The 15,198-nt window shown below is 68.8% G+C and carries 15 protein-coding genes; 8 read left to right on the plus strand and 7 right to left on the minus strand.

Annotated elements, in window-relative coordinates:
• Nucleotides 1–30 precede the first annotated feature (30 nt).
• Nucleotides 31–588, plus strand: a complete 558-nt coding sequence (gene grpE, locus ACWTPI_RS06715; protein WP_020201415.1) for a nucleotide exchange factor GrpE — start codon at nucleotides 31–33, stop codon at nucleotides 586–588.
• Nucleotides 589–683: 95 nt separating this feature from the next.
• Nucleotides 684–1,109, plus strand: coding sequence for a thioredoxin family protein (locus ACWTPI_RS06720; protein ID WP_020201416.1), 426 nt, complete (start codon nucleotides 684–686; stop codon nucleotides 1,107–1,109).
• Nucleotides 1,110–1,121: 12 nt separating this feature from the next.
• Here ACWTPI_RS06720 and ACWTPI_RS06725 read toward each other — a convergent pair whose 3' ends face one another.
• Both ACWTPI_RS06725 and ACWTPI_RS06730 read right to left on the minus strand, forming a co-directional pair.
• Nucleotides 1,122–2,462 (minus strand): phospholipase A, encoded by a 1,341-nt coding sequence (locus tag ACWTPI_RS06725; RefSeq protein ID WP_454731236.1) that lies wholly within the window; start codon nucleotides 2,460–2,462, stop codon nucleotides 1,122–1,124.
• A gap of 181 nt (nucleotides 2,463–2,643) precedes the next feature.
• Entirely contained in the window at nucleotides 2,644–3,075 is a 432-nt protein-coding gene (locus ACWTPI_RS06730; protein WP_020201418.1) for a DUF1841 family protein, read from the minus strand.
• Between the two features lie 247 nt (nucleotides 3,076–3,322).
• Between ACWTPI_RS06730 and ACWTPI_RS06735 the strand changes: the two genes are divergently transcribed.
• Complete coding sequence (locus ACWTPI_RS06735; protein WP_020201419.1) at nucleotides 3,323–3,910, plus strand: malonic semialdehyde reductase; 588 nt, start codon at nucleotides 3,323–3,325, stop codon at nucleotides 3,908–3,910.
• 91 nt (nucleotides 3,911–4,001) lie between these two features.
• On the opposite strand, the gene nth is transcribed toward ACWTPI_RS06735, so the two are convergent.
• Together nth and rsxB are read right to left on the minus strand one after the other, a co-directional pair.
• Nucleotides 4,002–4,646, minus strand: a complete 645-nt coding sequence (gene nth / locus ACWTPI_RS06740) for an endonuclease III (RefSeq protein WP_020201420.1) — start codon at nucleotides 4,644–4,646, stop codon at nucleotides 4,002–4,004.
• Nucleotides 4,643–5,458, minus strand: a complete 816-nt coding sequence (gene rsxB / locus ACWTPI_RS06745) for an electron transport complex subunit RsxB (RefSeq protein ID WP_454731237.1) — start codon at nucleotides 5,456–5,458, stop codon at nucleotides 4,643–4,645. The genes nth and rsxB overlap by 4 nt, the downstream gene beginning before the upstream one ends.
• A gap of 204 nt (nucleotides 5,459–5,662) precedes the next feature.
• Between rsxB and ACWTPI_RS06750 the strand changes: the two genes are divergently transcribed.
• A complete protein-coding gene (locus ACWTPI_RS06750) occupies nucleotides 5,663–6,298 on the plus strand; it encodes a TetR/AcrR family transcriptional regulator (RefSeq protein WP_020201422.1) in 636 nt (211 codons plus the stop codon).
• A gap of 99 nt (nucleotides 6,299–6,397) precedes the next feature.
• On the opposite strand, the gene ACWTPI_RS06755 is transcribed toward ACWTPI_RS06750, so the two are convergent.
• Both ACWTPI_RS06755 and ACWTPI_RS06760 read right to left on the minus strand, forming a co-directional pair.
• Nucleotides 6,398–7,639 (minus strand): polyhydroxyalkanoate depolymerase, encoded by a 1,242-nt coding sequence (locus tag ACWTPI_RS06755; RefSeq protein ID WP_020201423.1) that lies wholly within the window; start codon nucleotides 7,637–7,639, stop codon nucleotides 6,398–6,400.
• A gap of 298 nt (nucleotides 7,640–7,937) precedes the next feature.
• Nucleotides 7,938–9,134, minus strand: a complete 1,197-nt coding sequence (locus ACWTPI_RS06760; RefSeq protein ID WP_454731238.1) for an amino acid aminotransferase — start codon at nucleotides 9,132–9,134, stop codon at nucleotides 7,938–7,940.
• A gap of 168 nt (nucleotides 9,135–9,302) precedes the next feature.
• On the opposite strand from ACWTPI_RS06760, the gene uvrB reads away from it, so the two are divergent.
• Both uvrB and ACWTPI_RS06770 read left to right on the plus strand, forming a co-directional pair.
• Complete coding sequence (gene uvrB, locus ACWTPI_RS06765; protein WP_454731239.1) at nucleotides 9,303–11,402, plus strand: excinuclease ABC subunit UvrB; 2,100 nt, start codon at nucleotides 9,303–9,305, stop codon at nucleotides 11,400–11,402.
• A gap of 64 nt (nucleotides 11,403–11,466) precedes the next feature.
• The gene (locus ACWTPI_RS06770) at nucleotides 11,467–11,766 is read left to right on the plus strand and encodes a putative quinol monooxygenase (RefSeq protein WP_454732455.1); all 300 of its coding nucleotides are present in this window, start codon (nucleotides 11,467–11,469) and stop codon (nucleotides 11,764–11,766) included.
• Between the two features lie 31 nt (nucleotides 11,767–11,797).
• Here the strand turns inward: ACWTPI_RS06770 and ACWTPI_RS06775 are convergent, their stop codons facing one another.
• The gene (locus tag ACWTPI_RS06775; protein WP_454731240.1) at nucleotides 11,798–12,175 is read right to left on the minus strand and encodes a hypothetical protein; all 378 of its coding nucleotides are present in this window, start codon (nucleotides 12,173–12,175) and stop codon (nucleotides 11,798–11,800) included.
• A 259-nt stretch (nucleotides 12,176–12,434) separates the two neighbouring features.
• Here ACWTPI_RS06775 and ACWTPI_RS06780 point away from each other — a divergent pair, with 259 nt between their 5' ends.
• On the plus strand, nucleotides 12,435–12,932 hold the full coding sequence (locus tag ACWTPI_RS06780) for a low molecular weight protein-tyrosine-phosphatase (RefSeq protein WP_231401558.1): 498 nt from the start codon (nucleotides 12,435–12,437) through the stop codon (nucleotides 12,930–12,932).
• Nucleotides 12,933–13,011: 79 nt separating this feature from the next.
• Nucleotides 13,012–15,108 carry a site-specific recombinase gene (locus tag ACWTPI_RS06785; protein ID WP_454731241.1) on the plus strand — a complete coding sequence of 699 codons (2,097 nt, stop codon included), beginning with the start codon at nucleotides 13,012–13,014 and terminating at the stop codon, nucleotides 15,106–15,108.
• Nucleotides 15,109–15,198: the final 90 nt, after the last annotated feature.

Here is a 15,198-nt window from a genome sequence, read left to right on the forward strand (position 1 = left end):
GGCCGCGTCCTTGTATCAGAACGGATCGACATGGAAGAACAGAAGCAGACGCCATCCAACACGACGCCGCCCGCGGCCGCCGGCGAGGAGCTGAACAACGCGCCGGCCGCGCAGGCCGAGAACGCCGCCGCGGACGGCGTGGCCGCCCAGTTGGCCGCGCTCGAAGCCAAGGCCAAGGAAAACTATGACCTGTTCCTGCGCGCGACCGCCGAAGGCGAGAACATCCGCCGCCGCGCCCAGGAAGACGTCGCCAAGGCGCACAAGTTCGCCATCGAAAGCTTCGCCGACTACCTGCTGCCGGTGATGGACAGCCTGCAGGCCGCGCTGGCCGACGGCTCGGGCGACATCGCCAAGCTGCGCGAAGGCGTCGAGCTGACCGCGCGCCAGCTCACCAGCGCCTTCGAGAAGGGCAAGCTCGTCGAGCTGAACCCGGTCGGCGAGAAGTTCGACCCGCATCGCCACCAGGCCATCTCGATGGTGCCGGCGCCGCAGGAGCCCAATACCGTGGTGTCGGTGCTGCAGCGCGGCTACATGATCGCCGACCGCGTGCTGCGCCCGGCGCTGGTGACGGTGTCCGCGCCCAAGTAACCGCCGCAGTCCCTTTCGCTGTCCGCCCGTCCGGCTGGCACGAGCAACGCCCGGTGCCGCTCTGGCCCGGGCGTTTTCCATTGATGGAGAGACCGATGTCCACATCCCCCGACCAGGCCGCCGGCGCCGAGGCCCCGCACCAGGATCACCGCGCCTTCGAGGCGTTCGGCATGCGCGAAGTCAATGGCGACGACATCGACGCCGCCATCGCCGCGGCCGGCGACAAGCTGGTCTGCGTGTTCTTCTGGGGCGTGGACTGCTTCAACTGCGAGATGGCGAAGAAGGCCATGCTGGCCAATCCCGAGCCGGTGCGCGCGCTCGACCTGCACTGGCTGCACGCCAACGTCTACGCACACCCGGAGCTGGGCCGGCGCTTCGGCCTGCACGGCATCCCGGTCTTCATGTTCTTCCACAAGGGCAAGAAGCTGGGCCGCGCCACCGGCTGGCACGGCCACGGCCAGTTCGCCGCGGCGGTGGGCAACGCCCGCCTCAAGGCCGGCGGCAAGCCGCTGGCCGGCTGAGCGCCGGCGGCGTTAGCGCGACAGCGCGTAGCCGAGGCGGAACTGCCACGGCAGTTTGCGGTTGTAGTCCAGCAGGCTCTCGCCGTAGCCGATGAAATAACCGGCCATCAGGTAGCCCGCCGTGCCCGGAACCAGCCGCGCGAGCGGGTAGGTCACGGCCGCGTCCACGCTGCCGTAGTACTTCTGCGTGCCCTTGCGCAGGGTGGCGGCGAACTCCCACGAATCCGCCTTGCCGTAGGCCAGCTTGAGATCCATGTAGCCCCGGTAGCTGGCGATGTTGGTGTTGTCGCTCTTCTCCACGTAGTAGTACAGCTTGGGCGACGCGCTCCAGTGCCAGTCGGTCAGGTCGCCCAGGTAGAGGGTCGGCCTGACGAACACGGTATTGATGCTGCGCGAGCGGTCGCCGTCGAGGCCGTTCGATTCATGCTCCAGGCCCGCCGCCACCGACAGCCGGCTGATGGCGCGGTTGTGCACGCCGGTATCCGACAGGTAATAGAACAGGCTCGGCCGGTAGTTGGTGTCGCGGAACGGGTGCGAGTCCGAGGCCAGGTCCCACAGCGAGAACTGCGTATAGCCGAAATACAGGTTGTCGAGCAGGCTGCGCGAGTTCGGGTTCTCGCCCTGGAACACGCGGAACTTGAAGCTGAGCTGGAACTTGGCATTGGCGCCGCCGTGCCCGCCGGCCATGAAATACATCGGTTCGTGGAAGGTCAGGCGGCCCTGGTCGCGCAGGTCGGCCTGCACCGGCGCGGGCTCGGCCGCCGCGGCTACCGGCACGACCGGTACCACGGGCGCCGGCGCCGGGGCGCGGCCGTCGCCGGCCGGTGCCAGCGAGGTGGCCACGGCGGCCGCGGGTGCCGGGGCCGCCGTGGCCGCTGCTGCCGGCGTGTCCGCCGGGCCGGGCGCGCGGTTCAGCGTGACCAGCACCGGCGCGGCGTCGATGTCGACCGCGTCGAGCCGCACCAGGCCGCGCAGCGTGGGCGGCACGGTCGCGCTGTATTCGATGATGCGGTGCTCGCCCTGGCGCAGCCGGACCGTGGCGGGGCCGGGCGTGGCGCGCTCCATGTGCAGGCGCACCGGCGCCTGCAGGTCGGCCGAAGCCACCACCTCGATGGTCTGCGGCACCAGGAACGCGCGGTTGGCCTTGTCGGCGCTGACCAGCAGCGTGAGGGTCAGCGGCCGGGTGCCGTCGACCACCTTGGGTGGCTGCAGCAGCGCGATGGCGGCGCGGCCCTGGAGCGGCCAGGCCGCCGCCAGCATCAGCGAGAACAGAAGGGCGGGCGCGGCCGGTGCGGGCCGGCGCCGGTGCGCGCCGGAGCCGGCGGCCCGGGCTTTGCGCGAGAAAGGCGGCATGGGATGAAGGCGGCCTGCGTTCCCGGACTCCGGGGGGCGGGTGACGCAGGCGCGGCGGGTGATTGCGACGCGGTAGAGCCTATCATGCCCGGCACGCGCAATTTGTGATGATTTGTGCGCCGCCGTTGTCTGCCACCATTCGCCGCCGCCGTTATCCGTCGCGACGGCGGGCGGCGCCGGCCTAGCGCGTGGCGCGGCGCTGGACGGCGGCGATGTATTGCTCGCCGTCGGGCGGCAGGCCGCTGCGCTGTGCCTGCCACAGCATTTCGCCCAGGCATTCCATGACCTGGTGATGGGCCTCGTGCGGCGAGTCCAGACGCCGCGCCAGCGCCTCGTAGGCGCCGCGGATGCCGGGCGGCTGGTCGATCGAGACCTGCTCGGCGATCGACAGGTGCATGGCCAGGTGCAGGAAGGGGTTGGTCTGGCCGCCTTCGGGCGTGTAGTCCTGGCCCAGCGCGCCCTCGGTGTCGGCGAGCAGGTCCTGGTATTCGGGATGCTCGCCGATCCAGTCGACGGCAATGGCTTCGAGCGGGGTGAGGACGCTGCCGGCGCGCTGCTTCTGCCAGGCTTCGCAGAAAAAACGGCGGACTTCTTCGCGGGAGGGATTGAACATGGTGGCGCCATTGTAAACGAGCGCGGATGGCGCCGCAGGGCGCCTGCCGGGCGTTTCCGCCCAGGTGTCGCCATGTCCGCTTGCCGCGCCCGCGCCGCCGCCTCCGCGCGGGCGCAACAGAAGGTGCGGCAAAAGATGCAACAGAATTGAATCGTCCGCTCAAATCGCTTGCAGAGGGAAAGCGCGGTCTTCGCTACAATCCGGCTCTTACCTCCTCCTTCTCCTCCTCCCGCTCAGGAACCGACGCATGAAACCGATCGACCAGGCCGCCATCGCCCAACTGTTCACCGATGCCCGCACCCACAACGTCTGGCAGGACCGCCAGGTGGACGATGCCGTGCTCCACCAGATCTACGAGGCGATGAAGTTCGGCCCGACCGCCGCCAACGGCTCGCCGGCCCGCATCGTCTTCGTCAGGAGCGCCGCGGAAAAGGCCCGCCTGGTCGAATGCGTCTCGGCCGGCAACACGGAGAAGACCCGCTCGGCGCCAGTGACGGCCATCATCGCGTTCGACAACGCCTTCCACGACCAGCTGCCCAAGCTGTTCCCGCATGCCGACGCGCGCGCGTGGTACGCCGGCCAGCCGGAAAAGATCGCGCGTGACGCGCTCATGAACGGTTCGCTGCAGGGCGGCTATTTCATCCTGGCCGCGCGCGCGCTCGGCCTCGACTGCGGCCCGATGGCCGGCTTCGACGCCGCCAAGGTGAACGCCGCCTTCTTCCCCGACGGCAAGTGGTCGGTCAACTTCCTGTGCAACCTGGGCTACGGCGAGGCGGACAAGCTGTTCCCGCGCGGCCCGCGCCTGTCGTTCGACGAGGCCTGCCGCATCGTCTGAGACCGGCGTTCCGGTCCGCGGCAAGAAGCAAAGGCCCCCGCGGGGGCCTTTCTGCATTGCGGGCGCCGCTCGGATGCCGCTTGGGCGCCGTTCAGATGCTGGGCGCCTCGGTCTTCTCGCGGAACTCGCACAGCGGCTCGATCGCGCAGTGCCAGCACTCGGGCTTGCGCGCCTTGCAGACGTAGCGCCCGTGCAGGATCAGCCAGTGGTGCGCGTCGTGCAGGAATTCCTGCGGCACCACCTTGAGCAGCTTGTGCTCCACCACCTGCACGTTCTTGCCCGGCGCCAGCCCGGTGCGGTTGGCCACGCGGAAGATGTGCGTGTCGACGGCGATGGTGGCCTCGCCGAAGGCGGTGTTGAGCACCACGTTGGCGGTCTTGCGGCCCACGCCCGGCAGCGCTTCCAGCGCCGCGCGGTCGCGCGGCACCTCGCCGCCATACTGCTCGGCCAGGATGCGGCAGGTCGCCATGACGTGCCTGGCCTTGGTCTTGTAGAGGCCGATGGTTTTGATGTACCCGATCAGCCCTTCCTCGCCGAGGTCGAGGATCTGCTGGGGCGTGTGCGCGACCGGGTAGAGCTTGCGGGTAGCCTTGTTCACGCCCACGTCGGTGGCCTGCGCCGACAGCAGCACGGCGATCAGCAGCTCGAACGGCGAGCTGTATTCCAGTTCGGTGGCCGGGGCCGGATTGACTTCGCGCAGTGTTTCGAACAGGGCGCGGCACTTGGCGGCGTTCATTCGTCCTTGTGGGCTGGGTTGGTGTCGGGTGCGGGTCCGGCCGGGTCCGGCGCGGCGAGGCCGGCCCTGGCGCGGCGCGCCTCGGCGGCGTCGATCTGGGCCTGCACGGCGGGCGCGACGTTTTCCGTGTTGCGCGGCTTGACGGCCTGCTGCTTCAGGCGCGCGCGCTCGATGGCGGCCTGGATGATGGCCTGCTTGCGCGCCTGGGCCTGGCGTTCTTCCTCGCTCTGCGCGGTCTCGGCCTGCAGCGCCTCGAGCTTGGCGGCGGCCTTGGCGGCCAGGCGGGCGTCGTTTTCTTCCCGCTCGCGCACCAGCCGGGCGCGGCGCGCCACGTAGCGCGCGCGGGCCTCGTCGGCCTGCGCCTGCGACCACGCGGCCCAGCCGGTGCGCCCGGGCGTGACCGGGATCATGGCGATGCAGTCGACCGGGCAGGGCGCCACGCACAGGTCGCAGCCGGTGCACCAGTCGGCCAGCACGGTGTGCATCTGCTTGGGCGCGCCCACGATGGCGTCGACCGGGCAGGCCTGGATGCACAGCGTGCAGCCGATGCACAGGCTTTCGTCGATGCGGGCCACCGCGCGCGCCTGCTCGGTGCCACATGCCGGGTCCAGCGCCGGCGCCGGCGCGCCGAGCAGCGCGGCCAGGCGGCCGATGCCTTCGGCGCCGCCGGGCGGGCAGCGGTTGCAGTCGGCCTCGCCGGCGGCCAGGGCTTCGGCGTAGGGGCGGCAGCCGTCGAAGCCGCACTTGGTGCACTGGGTCTGCGGCAGCAGGGCTTCGAGCCGGTCGGCGAGGGTTTGCGGAATGGCAGTCACAGCGGCATTTGCGGGTTTGCGGGGACGGCGGGGTGCCGTTCTCTTGTCCGGCCGGTGGCTCGGCCCGCCGGAACGGCTGCGCGGCAGGGATTATCCCCGATTTCGTTGCGGCGCAGAAACGCGCGATGATGCGGCGCAGCTTCGCGGGGCCGGGCGCCTGCCGCCCTATGCCATAATCCCGCGCAACGATTCTTCAGCCGTCGCATGCAAAACGAAACCAGAACGAAGCGGGACCCAGAGGGTACGCGCCGCCGTATTCTCGACGCGGCGACCGAGGAATTCGCCAAGGGCGGCCTGGCCGGCGCGCGAGTCGACCAGATCGCGCGGCGCGCCGAGACCAACGAGCGCATGCTGTATTACTACTATGGCAGCAAGGAGGGCTTGTTCCTCGCCGTGCTGGAGCGCCAGTACGCGGAATTCCGCGCCGCCGAGGAGCAACTGCACATCGTCGACGAAGACCCGGTGGCCGCGGTGCGCACGCTGGCCCGCTTCGTCTGGGACTGGTATTACCGCAACCCGGAGTTCATCCGCCTGGTCAACAGCGAGAACCTGCACGAGGCGCGCCACCTGAAGAAGTCCACGCAGCTGCACCAGCTGGTCAACCCGATCGTCAACGTGCTGGCCGACATCGTCAAGCGCGGCCAGCGCCAGGGCGTGTTCCGCGACGACGTGGACGTGCCGCAGCTCTACCTGACGATCTCGGCGCTGGGCTACTACCTGCTGTCCAACCGCTACACCATCAGCGCGGTGATCGGCCGCGACGTGGCCTCGCAGGACGAGCACGCGCGCTTTGCCGAGCTGCACACCGACATGCTGCTGTCCTACCTGGAAAAGCGCTGAGGCCCGCCGCCGCGCGCGTCACCGCATGAAAAAACGCCCGCATCCGATGCGGGCGTTTTGCCTTCTTGCCGCCGGCGCGTCGGCGGCGGTTCAGCGGGATCAGCGGTACTTCAGGATGAAGTCGCGCAGCTCGGGGTAGATGTCCTGGCGCCAGCGGCGGCCGGAGAAGATCCCGTAGTGGCCGCACTTGGGCGCCACGATATGCTGCTTGCGCGTCTTGGCGATGCCGGCGCACAACTCGTGCGCGGCGGCGGTCTGGCCGGCGCCCGAGATGTCGTCCAGCTCGCCCTCGATGGTCAGCAGCGCGGTGCCCTTGATGTCCTGCGGGCGCACCGCCTCGCCGTCGATTTCCCAGGTGCCGTTGGCCAGGCGGAATTCCTGGAAGACCTCGCGGATGGTGTCCAGATAGTACTCGGCCGCCATGTCGAGCACGGCGTTGTATTCGTCGTAGAAGCGCACGTGGGCTTCGGCGTCGTCGGAGTCGCCCTCGACCAGGCTCAGGTAGTAGTCGTAGTGCGAGGACAGGTGGCGGTCCGGGTTCATCGCCACGAAGCCGGCGTGCTGCAGGAAGCCGGGATAGACCTTGCGGCCGTGGCCCGGGTAGTTCGCCGGCACGGTGTAGATCACGTTGTTCTCGAACCACTCGTACGACTTGTTGGTCGCCAGCGAATTGACCGCGGTGGGGCTGCGGCGCGCGTCGATCGGGCCGCCCATCATGGTCATGGTTCTGGGCGTCTTCTCGCCGGCCGAGGCCAGCAGCGAGATCGCCGCGAGCACCGGCACGGTCGGCTGGCAGACCGAGATCACGTGCAGGTTGTCCGCGCCGATATGGCGGATGAAGTCCTGGATGTAGTGGATGTAGTCGGCCAGGTGGAACGGGCCGTGCTCGACCGGCACCATGCGCGCGTCGAGCCAGTCGGTCACGTAGACCTTGTGGTCCTGCAGCAGCGTGCGCACGGTGTCGCGCAGCAGCGTGGCGTGGTGGCCCGAGAGCGGCGCGCACACCAGTACCACCGGCTCGTCCTTGAGCAGCTTGATGGTTTCGGGGTCGTCGGCATAGCGCTTGAAGCGCACCAGCCTGCAGAACGGCTTTTCGACGATGGTCTGCTCGACGATCGGGATCTCGCGGCCGTTGGAGCGGACCGACTTGATGTCGAACGACGGCTTCTCGTATTCCTTGCCGAGCCGGTACAGCAGCTCGTAGCCGGCGGCCAGGCGGGTGGCGCCGGGGACCAGGGAGAGCGGGCTGAGGGGATTGGTGAAGGTCTTGGCCGTGGCCTGCGCCCACGCGGTCAGCGGGTGCAGCATCGAGCGCTGGAACTCATGCAGCTGGTAAAGCATGACGGATACCTATCAGGCTGGGGGGCGAAGCGGGAATTCAACGCCTTGACGTTATAAATGTGATGAAACCACGATTCATGCTGCTCACGTTGCCAACGTGTTACCGACTGCGGTGGATTATGCGCGTTTGCGAACGATCGTGCGATGCAGCATATACCCTAAGGTACGCCCGCACCGGAAAAAGACAATAGGACAAAGCCGGTACCGCTCCATTACAGATCGGAAAAGATCGTAAAAAATTGAGTCCGGGCGCGAAAAAGGCGACCGAAGTCGCCTTTTCATCGCTTTTTGCCGCGAATTACAGCACGGCCGCGATCGCGTCGACCACCGCGTCGATGTTGCGGCTGTTCAGCGCGGCCACGCAGATGCGGCCGGTGCCGACCGCGTAGATGCCGTGCTCGGTGCGCAGGCGGTCGACCTGGGCCGAGGTCAGGCCCGAGTACGAGAACATGCCGCGCTGGGCCTTGACGAAGGAGAAGTCGCCCGGCACGCCCTTGGCGGCCAGCTTGTCCACCAGCGCGTGGCGCATCAGCTTGATGCGGTCGCGCATCTCGCCCAGTTCCTGCTCCCACATGGCGCGCAGTTCCGGGCTGTTCAGCACGGTCGCCACCACGGTGCCGCCGTGCGTGGGCGGGTTGGAGTAGTTGGTGCGGATCACGCGCTTGACCTGCGACAGCACGCGCTGCGCTTCTTCCTTGCCGGTGGTCACGATGGACAGCGCGCCGACGCGCTCGCCGTACAGCGAGAAGCTCTTCGAGAACGAGCTCGAGACGAAGAACGGCAGGCCCGACTCGGCGAACAGGCGCACCGCGGCGCCGTCCGGCTCGATGCCCTCGGCGAAGCCCTGGTAGGCCATGTCGAGGAACGGGATCAGGTTGTGTTCCTTGACCAGCTCCACCACCTGCTTCCACTGCTCGGGCGACAGGTCCACGCCGGTCGGGTTGTGGCAGCACGCGTGCAGCACTACGATGGTGTTGGCCGGGTAGGACTTGAGCGACTCGACCATGCCGGCGAAGTTCAGGCCGTGGCTGGGCGCGTCGTAGTAGGCATAGTTGACCACGGGGAAGCCGGCCGCCTCGAACAGGGCGCGGTGGTTTTCCCAGCTCGGGTCGCTGATGGCGACCTTGGCGTCCGGGTACAGGCGCTTGAGGAAGTCGGCGCCGATCTTCAGCGCGCCGGTGCCGCCCAGTGCCTGCGCCGTCACCACGCGGCCTTCGGTGATGAGCGGCGATTCCTTGCCGAACAGCAGCGTCTGCACGGCCTGGTCGTAGGCGGCGATGCCTTCGATGGGCAGGTAGCCGCGCGGCGTCGCGGTGGCCAGGCGGGCTTTCTCGGCTTCCTGCACGGCGCGCAGCAGGGGGATTTTCCCTTCGTCGGTGAAGTACACGCCGACACCCAAATTGACCTTGGTGGCACGGGTATCGGCATTGAAGGCTTCATTCAGGCCCAGGATCGGGTCGCGCGGGGCCATCTCGACGGCAGAAAACAAACTCATTTGGGATCTCGTGGTCAGCTATGTAACAAAACGGGAGGGCGTAGAATGCTCCGGACTGCGCTGGAGAGTGCGGCGGCCCCCATCTTGATACCTGGCCGCCAACCCCAAGATTCTAGCGTATCCATCCGTTTTCCTGAGGTTTTCCCTTACTTTTCCGCTGCCAGCCCTATGTCGAATCTTGTTGAAGTCGCGCCCGCGCTGGACGAAGAGAAGTTCGCGACCTTTCCCGGCTCCCCGTTCCAGCTCTACCAGCCCTATCCGGCCGCCGGCGACCAGCCCGAGGCGATCCGCCAGCTGGTGGAGGGCGTGGAGGACGGCCTCTCGTTCCAGACCCTGCTGGGCGTGACCGGCTCGGGCAAGACCTTCACGATGGCCAACGTGATCGCCCGCCTGGGCCGCCCGGCCATCGTGTTCGCCCCCAACAAGACGCTGGCGGCGCAGCTGTACTCGGAATTCCGCGAGTTCTTCCCGCGCAACGCGGTCGAGTATTTCGTCAGCTACTACGACTACTACCAGCCCGAAGCCTACGTGCCGCAGCGCGACCTGTTCATCGAGAAGGATTCCTCGATCAACGAGCACATCGAGCAGATGCGGCTGTCGGCCACCAAGAGCCTGCTGGAGCGGCGCGACACCATCATCGTGGCCACGGTCTCGGCCATCTACGGCATCGGCAACCCGTCCGAGTACCACAAGATGATCCTGACGCTGCGCGCGGGCGACAAGATCAGCCAGCGCGACGTGATCGCGCGCCTGATCGCCATGCAGTACACGCGCAACGAGACCGACTTCCAGCGCGGCACCTTTCGCGTGCGCGGCGACACGCTCGACATCTTCCCGGCCGAGCACGCCGAGCTGGCGGTGCGCGTCGACATGTTCGACGACGAGATCGACTCGCTCCAGTTCTTCGACCCGCTCACCGGGCGCGTGCGCCAGAAGATCCCGCGCTTCACGGTCTATCCGTCGAGCCACTACGTGACCCCGCGCGAGACCGTGCTGCGCGCGATCGAGGACATCAAGGTCGAGCTGCGCGAGCGGCTCGATTTCTTCTACAAGGAGAACCGGCTGGTGGAGGCGCAGCGGCTCGAGCAGCGCTCGCGCTTCGATCTCGAAATGCTGTCCGAGCTCGGTTTCTGCAAGGGCATCGAGAACTACTCGCGGCATCTGTCCGGCGCCCGGCCCGGCGAGCCGCCGCCCACGCTGGTCGATTACCTGCCGCCCGACGCGCTGATGTTCCTCGACGAGTCGCACGTGCTGATCGGTCAGTTCAACGGCATGTACAACGGCGACAAGGCGCGCAAGACCACGCTGGTGGAATACGGCTTCCGCCTGCCGTCGGCGCTCGACAACCGCCCGCTCAAGTTCGAGGAATTCGAGCGCAAGATGCGCCAGGTGATGTTCGTCTCGGCCACGCCGTCCAACTATGAGAACGAGCATGCGGGCCAGGTGGTGGAACAGGTGGTGCGGCCGACCGGGCTGGTCGACCCGATCATCCACGTGCGCCCGGCCACCACGCAGGTGGACGACCTGCTGTCCGAGATCCACGCCAAGGTCGAGATCGGCGAGCGCGTGCTGGTGACCACGCTGACCAAGCGCATGGCCGAGCAGCTCACCGAGTTCCTGACCGAGAACGGCGTCAAGGTGCGCTACCTGCATTCGGACATCGACACCGTCGAGCGCGTGGAGATCATCCGCGACCTGCGCCTGGGCACCTTCGACGTGCTGGTCGGCATCAATCTGCTGCGCGAGGGGCTGGACATTCCCGAGGTGTCGCTGGTGGCGATCCTCGACGCCGACAAGGAAGGCTTCCTGCGCGCCGAGCGCTCGCTGATCCAGACCATCGGCCGCGCCGCGCGCAACGTCAACGGCACGGCGATCCTGTACGCCGACCGCATGACCGATTCGATGAAGCGCGCCATCGGCGAGACCGAGCGCCGCCGCGCCCGGCAGATCGCCTTCAACGCGGCCAACGGCATCGTGCCGCGCGGCGTGGTCAAGCGCATCAAGGACATCATCGACGGCGTCTACGACCCGGGCGAGGTCAAGGCTGAGCTGCTGGCCGCCGAGGAGCGCGCGCGCTACGAGGACATGAGCGAGAAGCAGGTCGCCAGGGAGATCAAGCGGCTCGAGAAGCAGATGTTCGAGCACGCCAAGAACCTCGAGTTCGAGCAGGCCGGCCAGGTGCGCGACCAGCTCGCCAAGCTCAAGCGCCAGGTGTTCGGCGCCAGCGGCGACGGCGAGCACCTGCCGCCCGCCGCGGCGGCTTCCTGAGGCGTCTCGCCGCCTCGCTCACCGTCTATAGTTGGAATCCCGGACGGTGATGAAGAGGTGCGTCATGGTCAAGTTCGCGCTGTGGGTTCCGCTGCATGCGAAGCCCGGCAAGGAAAAGGAAGTCGAGGCGTTCCTGCTCGGCGGGCTGCCGCTGGTGCAGGCCGAAACCGGCACCACGGCCTGGTTCGCGCTCAAGCTCGGGCCGTCCACGTACGGCATCTTCGATGCCTTTGCGGACGAGGCCGGGCGCGACGCCCATCTCTCCGGCAAGGTGGCCGAGGCCCTCATGGCGAAAGCGCCGGACCTGTTCGCCGATCCGCCGTCGATCAACAAGCTGGACGTGCTGGCGGCCAAGCTGCCCTGAGCGCGCGGCTCCAGGGCCGCGCCGTGGCGGGCTAGCTCTTGGGCGGCAGCGTGCGCAGGCGCTTGTTGACTTCCAGCAGCGTCTCGCACGCATCGGCGTCGGCCGCGCGGCGCTTGCCGATGTAGTCCGCGATGGCGCGCAGCGGTTCCTGCTGCGCCGCGCAGGCGGTGGCGGCGGCCGGGATCGAGGCGGGCGCCGCGCAGGCCTTGCCGAGTTCTTCTTCCAGGCTGCGCTCGATGACGGCCAGCATGTTGGCGCAGCCGGCCACGGCGGCCGCGTTGCCGGCCGCCGTGGCGGCTTCGGCGGAAGGCTCGGCGCGCGCGGGACCCGCGCAGAAGAGAGCGCCGCACAGGAGCGCGCCGCACAGCAAGGCGCCGGAGGCGGGGAGGGGGCTGAAGCGATGGTTCACCGCAGGCATTATGCGGGTGGAGGAACCGTTGCGTCACCTTTTTTGCTTTTCTTGCGCCGCCGCCGGTTCGCTGCCGCCGCCGTTTTTTTGCCGCTTCTTCGCTGCTTTTCCGCCGCCGCCGCGCAGCCTGGCCGGCGCCGGGCCGCGCGCCGCGGGCCGCCCGGCCCGATCCGGCGCGCCACGCGGGCCTGTCGCCGCGGGCGGGTAAAATCCGCTCTCCGCGCGCCGGGCGCCGACCGATCAGGAGGCTGGATTCAGCATGCCGACAAAGACATTCTCGATTCTCATGTGCTGCATGGGCAATATCTGCCGTTCGCCGACCGCCGAGGGCGTGCTGCGCGCCAAGCTGCGCGCGGCCGGCATGGACGGCGCGGTCGAGCTCGATTCCGCCGGCACGCACGGCTACCACGTCGGCCGCGCGCCGGACACGCGCGCGCAGCGCCATGCGCTGGCGCGCGGCTACGATCTCTCCGCGCAGCGCGCGCGCCTGGCCACGTCGGCCGATTTCGCGCGCTTCGACCTCGTGCTGGCGATGGACCGCGACAACCTGCAGGCGCTCGGCGCGCTGTGCCCGCCGGGCAGCCGCGACCGGCTGCGCCTGCTGATGAGCTTCGCCACCCGGCACGACGCCGACGAGGTGCCGGACCCGTACTATGGCGAGGGCGACGGCTTCGAGCGCGTGCTCGACTACGTGGAGGACGCCTGCGACGGCGTGGTCGCCATGCTGCGCGCCAGGGGCCTGGACGCGGCGGGCTGAGGCGCGTGCGCGGCTTGCGTGGCATGCACGAATTGCCCGGCAAGTGCGCCGGCCGTTTTTCCCATTTTCACGAGGTGCCATGTTCCGTTCCCTGTTCCGCAAATGGCGCGAGTCGCGCAATGCCAGCCTGCAACTCGACGCGATCCTGGCCGCCGCGGATCCGGAGGCGCCGCTGGCGGACCGCAACGGCTGGCTGATCGAGCTGGGCTACTGGATCCGGCGCGACGGCCTGCCCGGCGCCGAGGGCGTGGTGGCCGACAACAGCCGCAAGAGCCGGCGCGAGCACGTGCGGCTGCGCTACCTGCTGCAGGTGCTGGGGCGCAATCCGGAGATGGCCGCGCGCGTGGCGCGCACGGTGCGCTCGCTGGTGCGCGACAACGACCCGACCGCCTTGCTGTGCGACACCGGCGTGGCCTCCCATCCGGGCTTCTGGGGCGAGATGCTGGACCGCCTGCAGGCGCGTGTCCTGCCGCCGCCGCCCAACCGCGGCGACCTCGCCGGCCTGTTCGCGCTGCTGTTCATCGACGACAACGATGCCGACTGGGTCGAGTCGCTCGACGCTGACCTGCTCGAGCGGCTGGCGGCCATGCTGCGCGCGGGCGAGGAGCCGGCGGGCGAGGCCGCCGGCGCCGCGCCGCCCGAATGGGACCGCTTCGACCGCACGCTCGCCACCAGCATCCAGGTGCTGGTCAGCCAGGTGCGCGCCACCGGCCTGAGCCAGTCGATCCGCTCGCGCCTCAAGGGGCGCGTGCAGGACACGCCGTTCTTCCGCCTCGACAGCGCCATCGAGGCCTTGTGCGAGGACGACGCGGCCGGCGGCGAGGCCTTCGCGCACCGCCTGAACTATTTCCGCGCGCTGCTCGACGGCTGCCACCAGGCGGCGCAGCGCGTCTACGACGACCTGGAGGAGAACGGCGTCTCGGTGGAGGTGGTGTTCCAGATCGAGCGCATGAAGGTGCGGCTGGCGCGCATCGAGCTGCTGCTGGCGACCTGGGTCGAGCCGCAGCGTCCGGGCCGCCACGCGCACCTGATCGCCGCGCTGATCCGCTCCACGCAGGCGCGCCGCAGCATCGCCCACCTGGCCGGCTCGTCGTTCTCGCAGCTCGCGCGCAAGGTGGTCGAGCGCTCGGCCGAGAGCGGCGAGCACTACATCACGCGCGACCGCCGCGAATACCGCGAGCTGATGCGCGCGGCGGCCGGCGGCGGCCTGATCACGGCGGCCACGGTCTATCTCAAGTTCCTGATCTACGGGCTGCACCTGGACAAGTTCGCCGAGGGCCTGCTGGCCTCGTTCAACTATGCCGGCAGCTTCCTGGTGATCCACTTCGCGCATTTCACGCTGGCCACCAAGCAGCCCGCCATGACCGGCCCGGCGCTGGCGCACCGGCTCGACGCGGCGGGCAAGCCGGAAGGGCGCGAGGCGTTCGTCGACGACACCATCGCCATGATCCGCTCCAACGCCGCCGCCATCTTCGGCAACCTGGCCCTGGTGTTCCCGGTGGCGCTCGGCATCCAGTGGCTGGCCAACCGCGTCCTCGGCGCCAACCTGATCACGCCGGCCAAGGCGATCGACACCATCGAATCGTTCTCCATCCTCGGCCCCACGCCGCTGTACGCGATCTTCACCGGCGTGCTGCTGTGGCTGTCGAGCCTGGTGGCGGGCTGGGCCGACAACTGGTTCGCGCTGCACAAGGTGCACGACGTGATGGCCTACAACCGCCGCCTGCGCTACGTGCTGGGCGCGGCCGGCGCCATGCGCCTGGCGGATTTCTGCAAGCGCAACATGTCCGGCATCGCGGCCAACGTGTCGCTGGGGCTGCTGCTCGGGCTGGGGCCGGAGATTCTGAGCTTCTTCGGGCCGCACATGGAGGTGCGCCACGTCACGCTGTCGACCGGCGCGGTGGGCGCGGCGATCGGCGTGCTGGGCTTCGACGCGCTGCGCATGCCGGCGCTGTGGCTGGCGGTGGCGGGGATCGCGCTGATGGGGCTGCTGAACGTGGCGGTGAGCTTCGCGCTGGCGTTCAACATGGCGTTGCGGTCACGCAGCCTGCGGCGCGTCGACCGGCGCGCGGTGGTGTCGGCCGTGCGGCGGCGCATCCTGAAGCACCCGTGGTCGCTGATCGTCCCGCCGCGCACGGCCGGGCAGGCCGTGCCGGCCGGCGAGGAGCGCGCCTGAGGCGGCGTTGATGCAATGCAGTAGGGGTACTTGACTGAATTAGTCGGGATCTTTATACTCGACCAAAATGATCAAGTATTCCCCGGCATC

It is taken from the genome of Cupriavidus ulmosensis (assembly GCF_977008105.1).

Bases quoted from the DNA above. Each gene is read 5' to 3' on its own strand.
- ACWTPI_RS06720 (WP_020201416.1), top strand. From the start codon at position 684: ATGTCCACATCCCCCGACCAGGCCGCCGGCGCCGAGGCCCCGCACCAG.
- ACWTPI_RS06755 (WP_020201423.1), bottom strand. From the start codon at position 7,639: ATGCTTTACCAGCTGCATGAGTTCCAGCGCTCGATGCTGCACCCGCTG.
- ACWTPI_RS06750 (WP_020201422.1), top strand. From the start codon at position 5,663: ATGCAAAACGAAACCAGAACGAAGCGGGACCCAGAGGGTACGCGCCGC.
- ACWTPI_RS06780 (WP_231401558.1), top strand. From the start codon at position 12,435: ATGCCGACAAAGACATTCTCGATTCTCATGTGCTGCATGGGCAATATC.
- ACWTPI_RS06760 (WP_454731238.1), bottom strand. From the start codon at position 9,134: ATGAGTTTGTTTTCTGCCGTCGAGATGGCCCCGCGCGACCCGATCCTG.
- ACWTPI_RS06770 (WP_454732455.1), top strand. From the start codon at position 11,467: ATGGTCAAGTTCGCGCTGTGGGTTCCGCTGCATGCGAAGCCCGGCAAG.
- ACWTPI_RS06735 (WP_020201419.1), top strand. From the start codon at position 3,323: ATGAAACCGATCGACCAGGCCGCCATCGCCCAACTGTTCACCGATGCC.
- ACWTPI_RS06730 (WP_020201418.1), bottom strand. From the start codon at position 3,075: ATGTTCAATCCCTCCCGCGAAGAAGTCCGCCGTTTTTTCTGCGAAGCC.
- nth (WP_020201420.1), bottom strand. From the start codon at position 4,646: ATGAACGCCGCCAAGTGCCGCGCCCTGTTCGAAACACTGCGCGAAGTC.
- uvrB (WP_454731239.1), top strand. From the start codon at position 9,303: ATGTCGAATCTTGTTGAAGTCGCGCCCGCGCTGGACGAAGAGAAGTTC.
- ACWTPI_RS06785 (WP_454731241.1), top strand. From the start codon at position 13,012: ATGTTCCGTTCCCTGTTCCGCAAATGGCGCGAGTCGCGCAATGCCAGC.
- grpE (WP_020201415.1), top strand. From the start codon at position 31: ATGGAAGAACAGAAGCAGACGCCATCCAACACGACGCCGCCCGCGGCC.
- ACWTPI_RS06725 (WP_454731236.1), bottom strand. From the start codon at position 2,462: ATGCCGCCTTTCTCGCGCAAAGCCCGGGCCGCCGGCTCCGGCGCGCAC.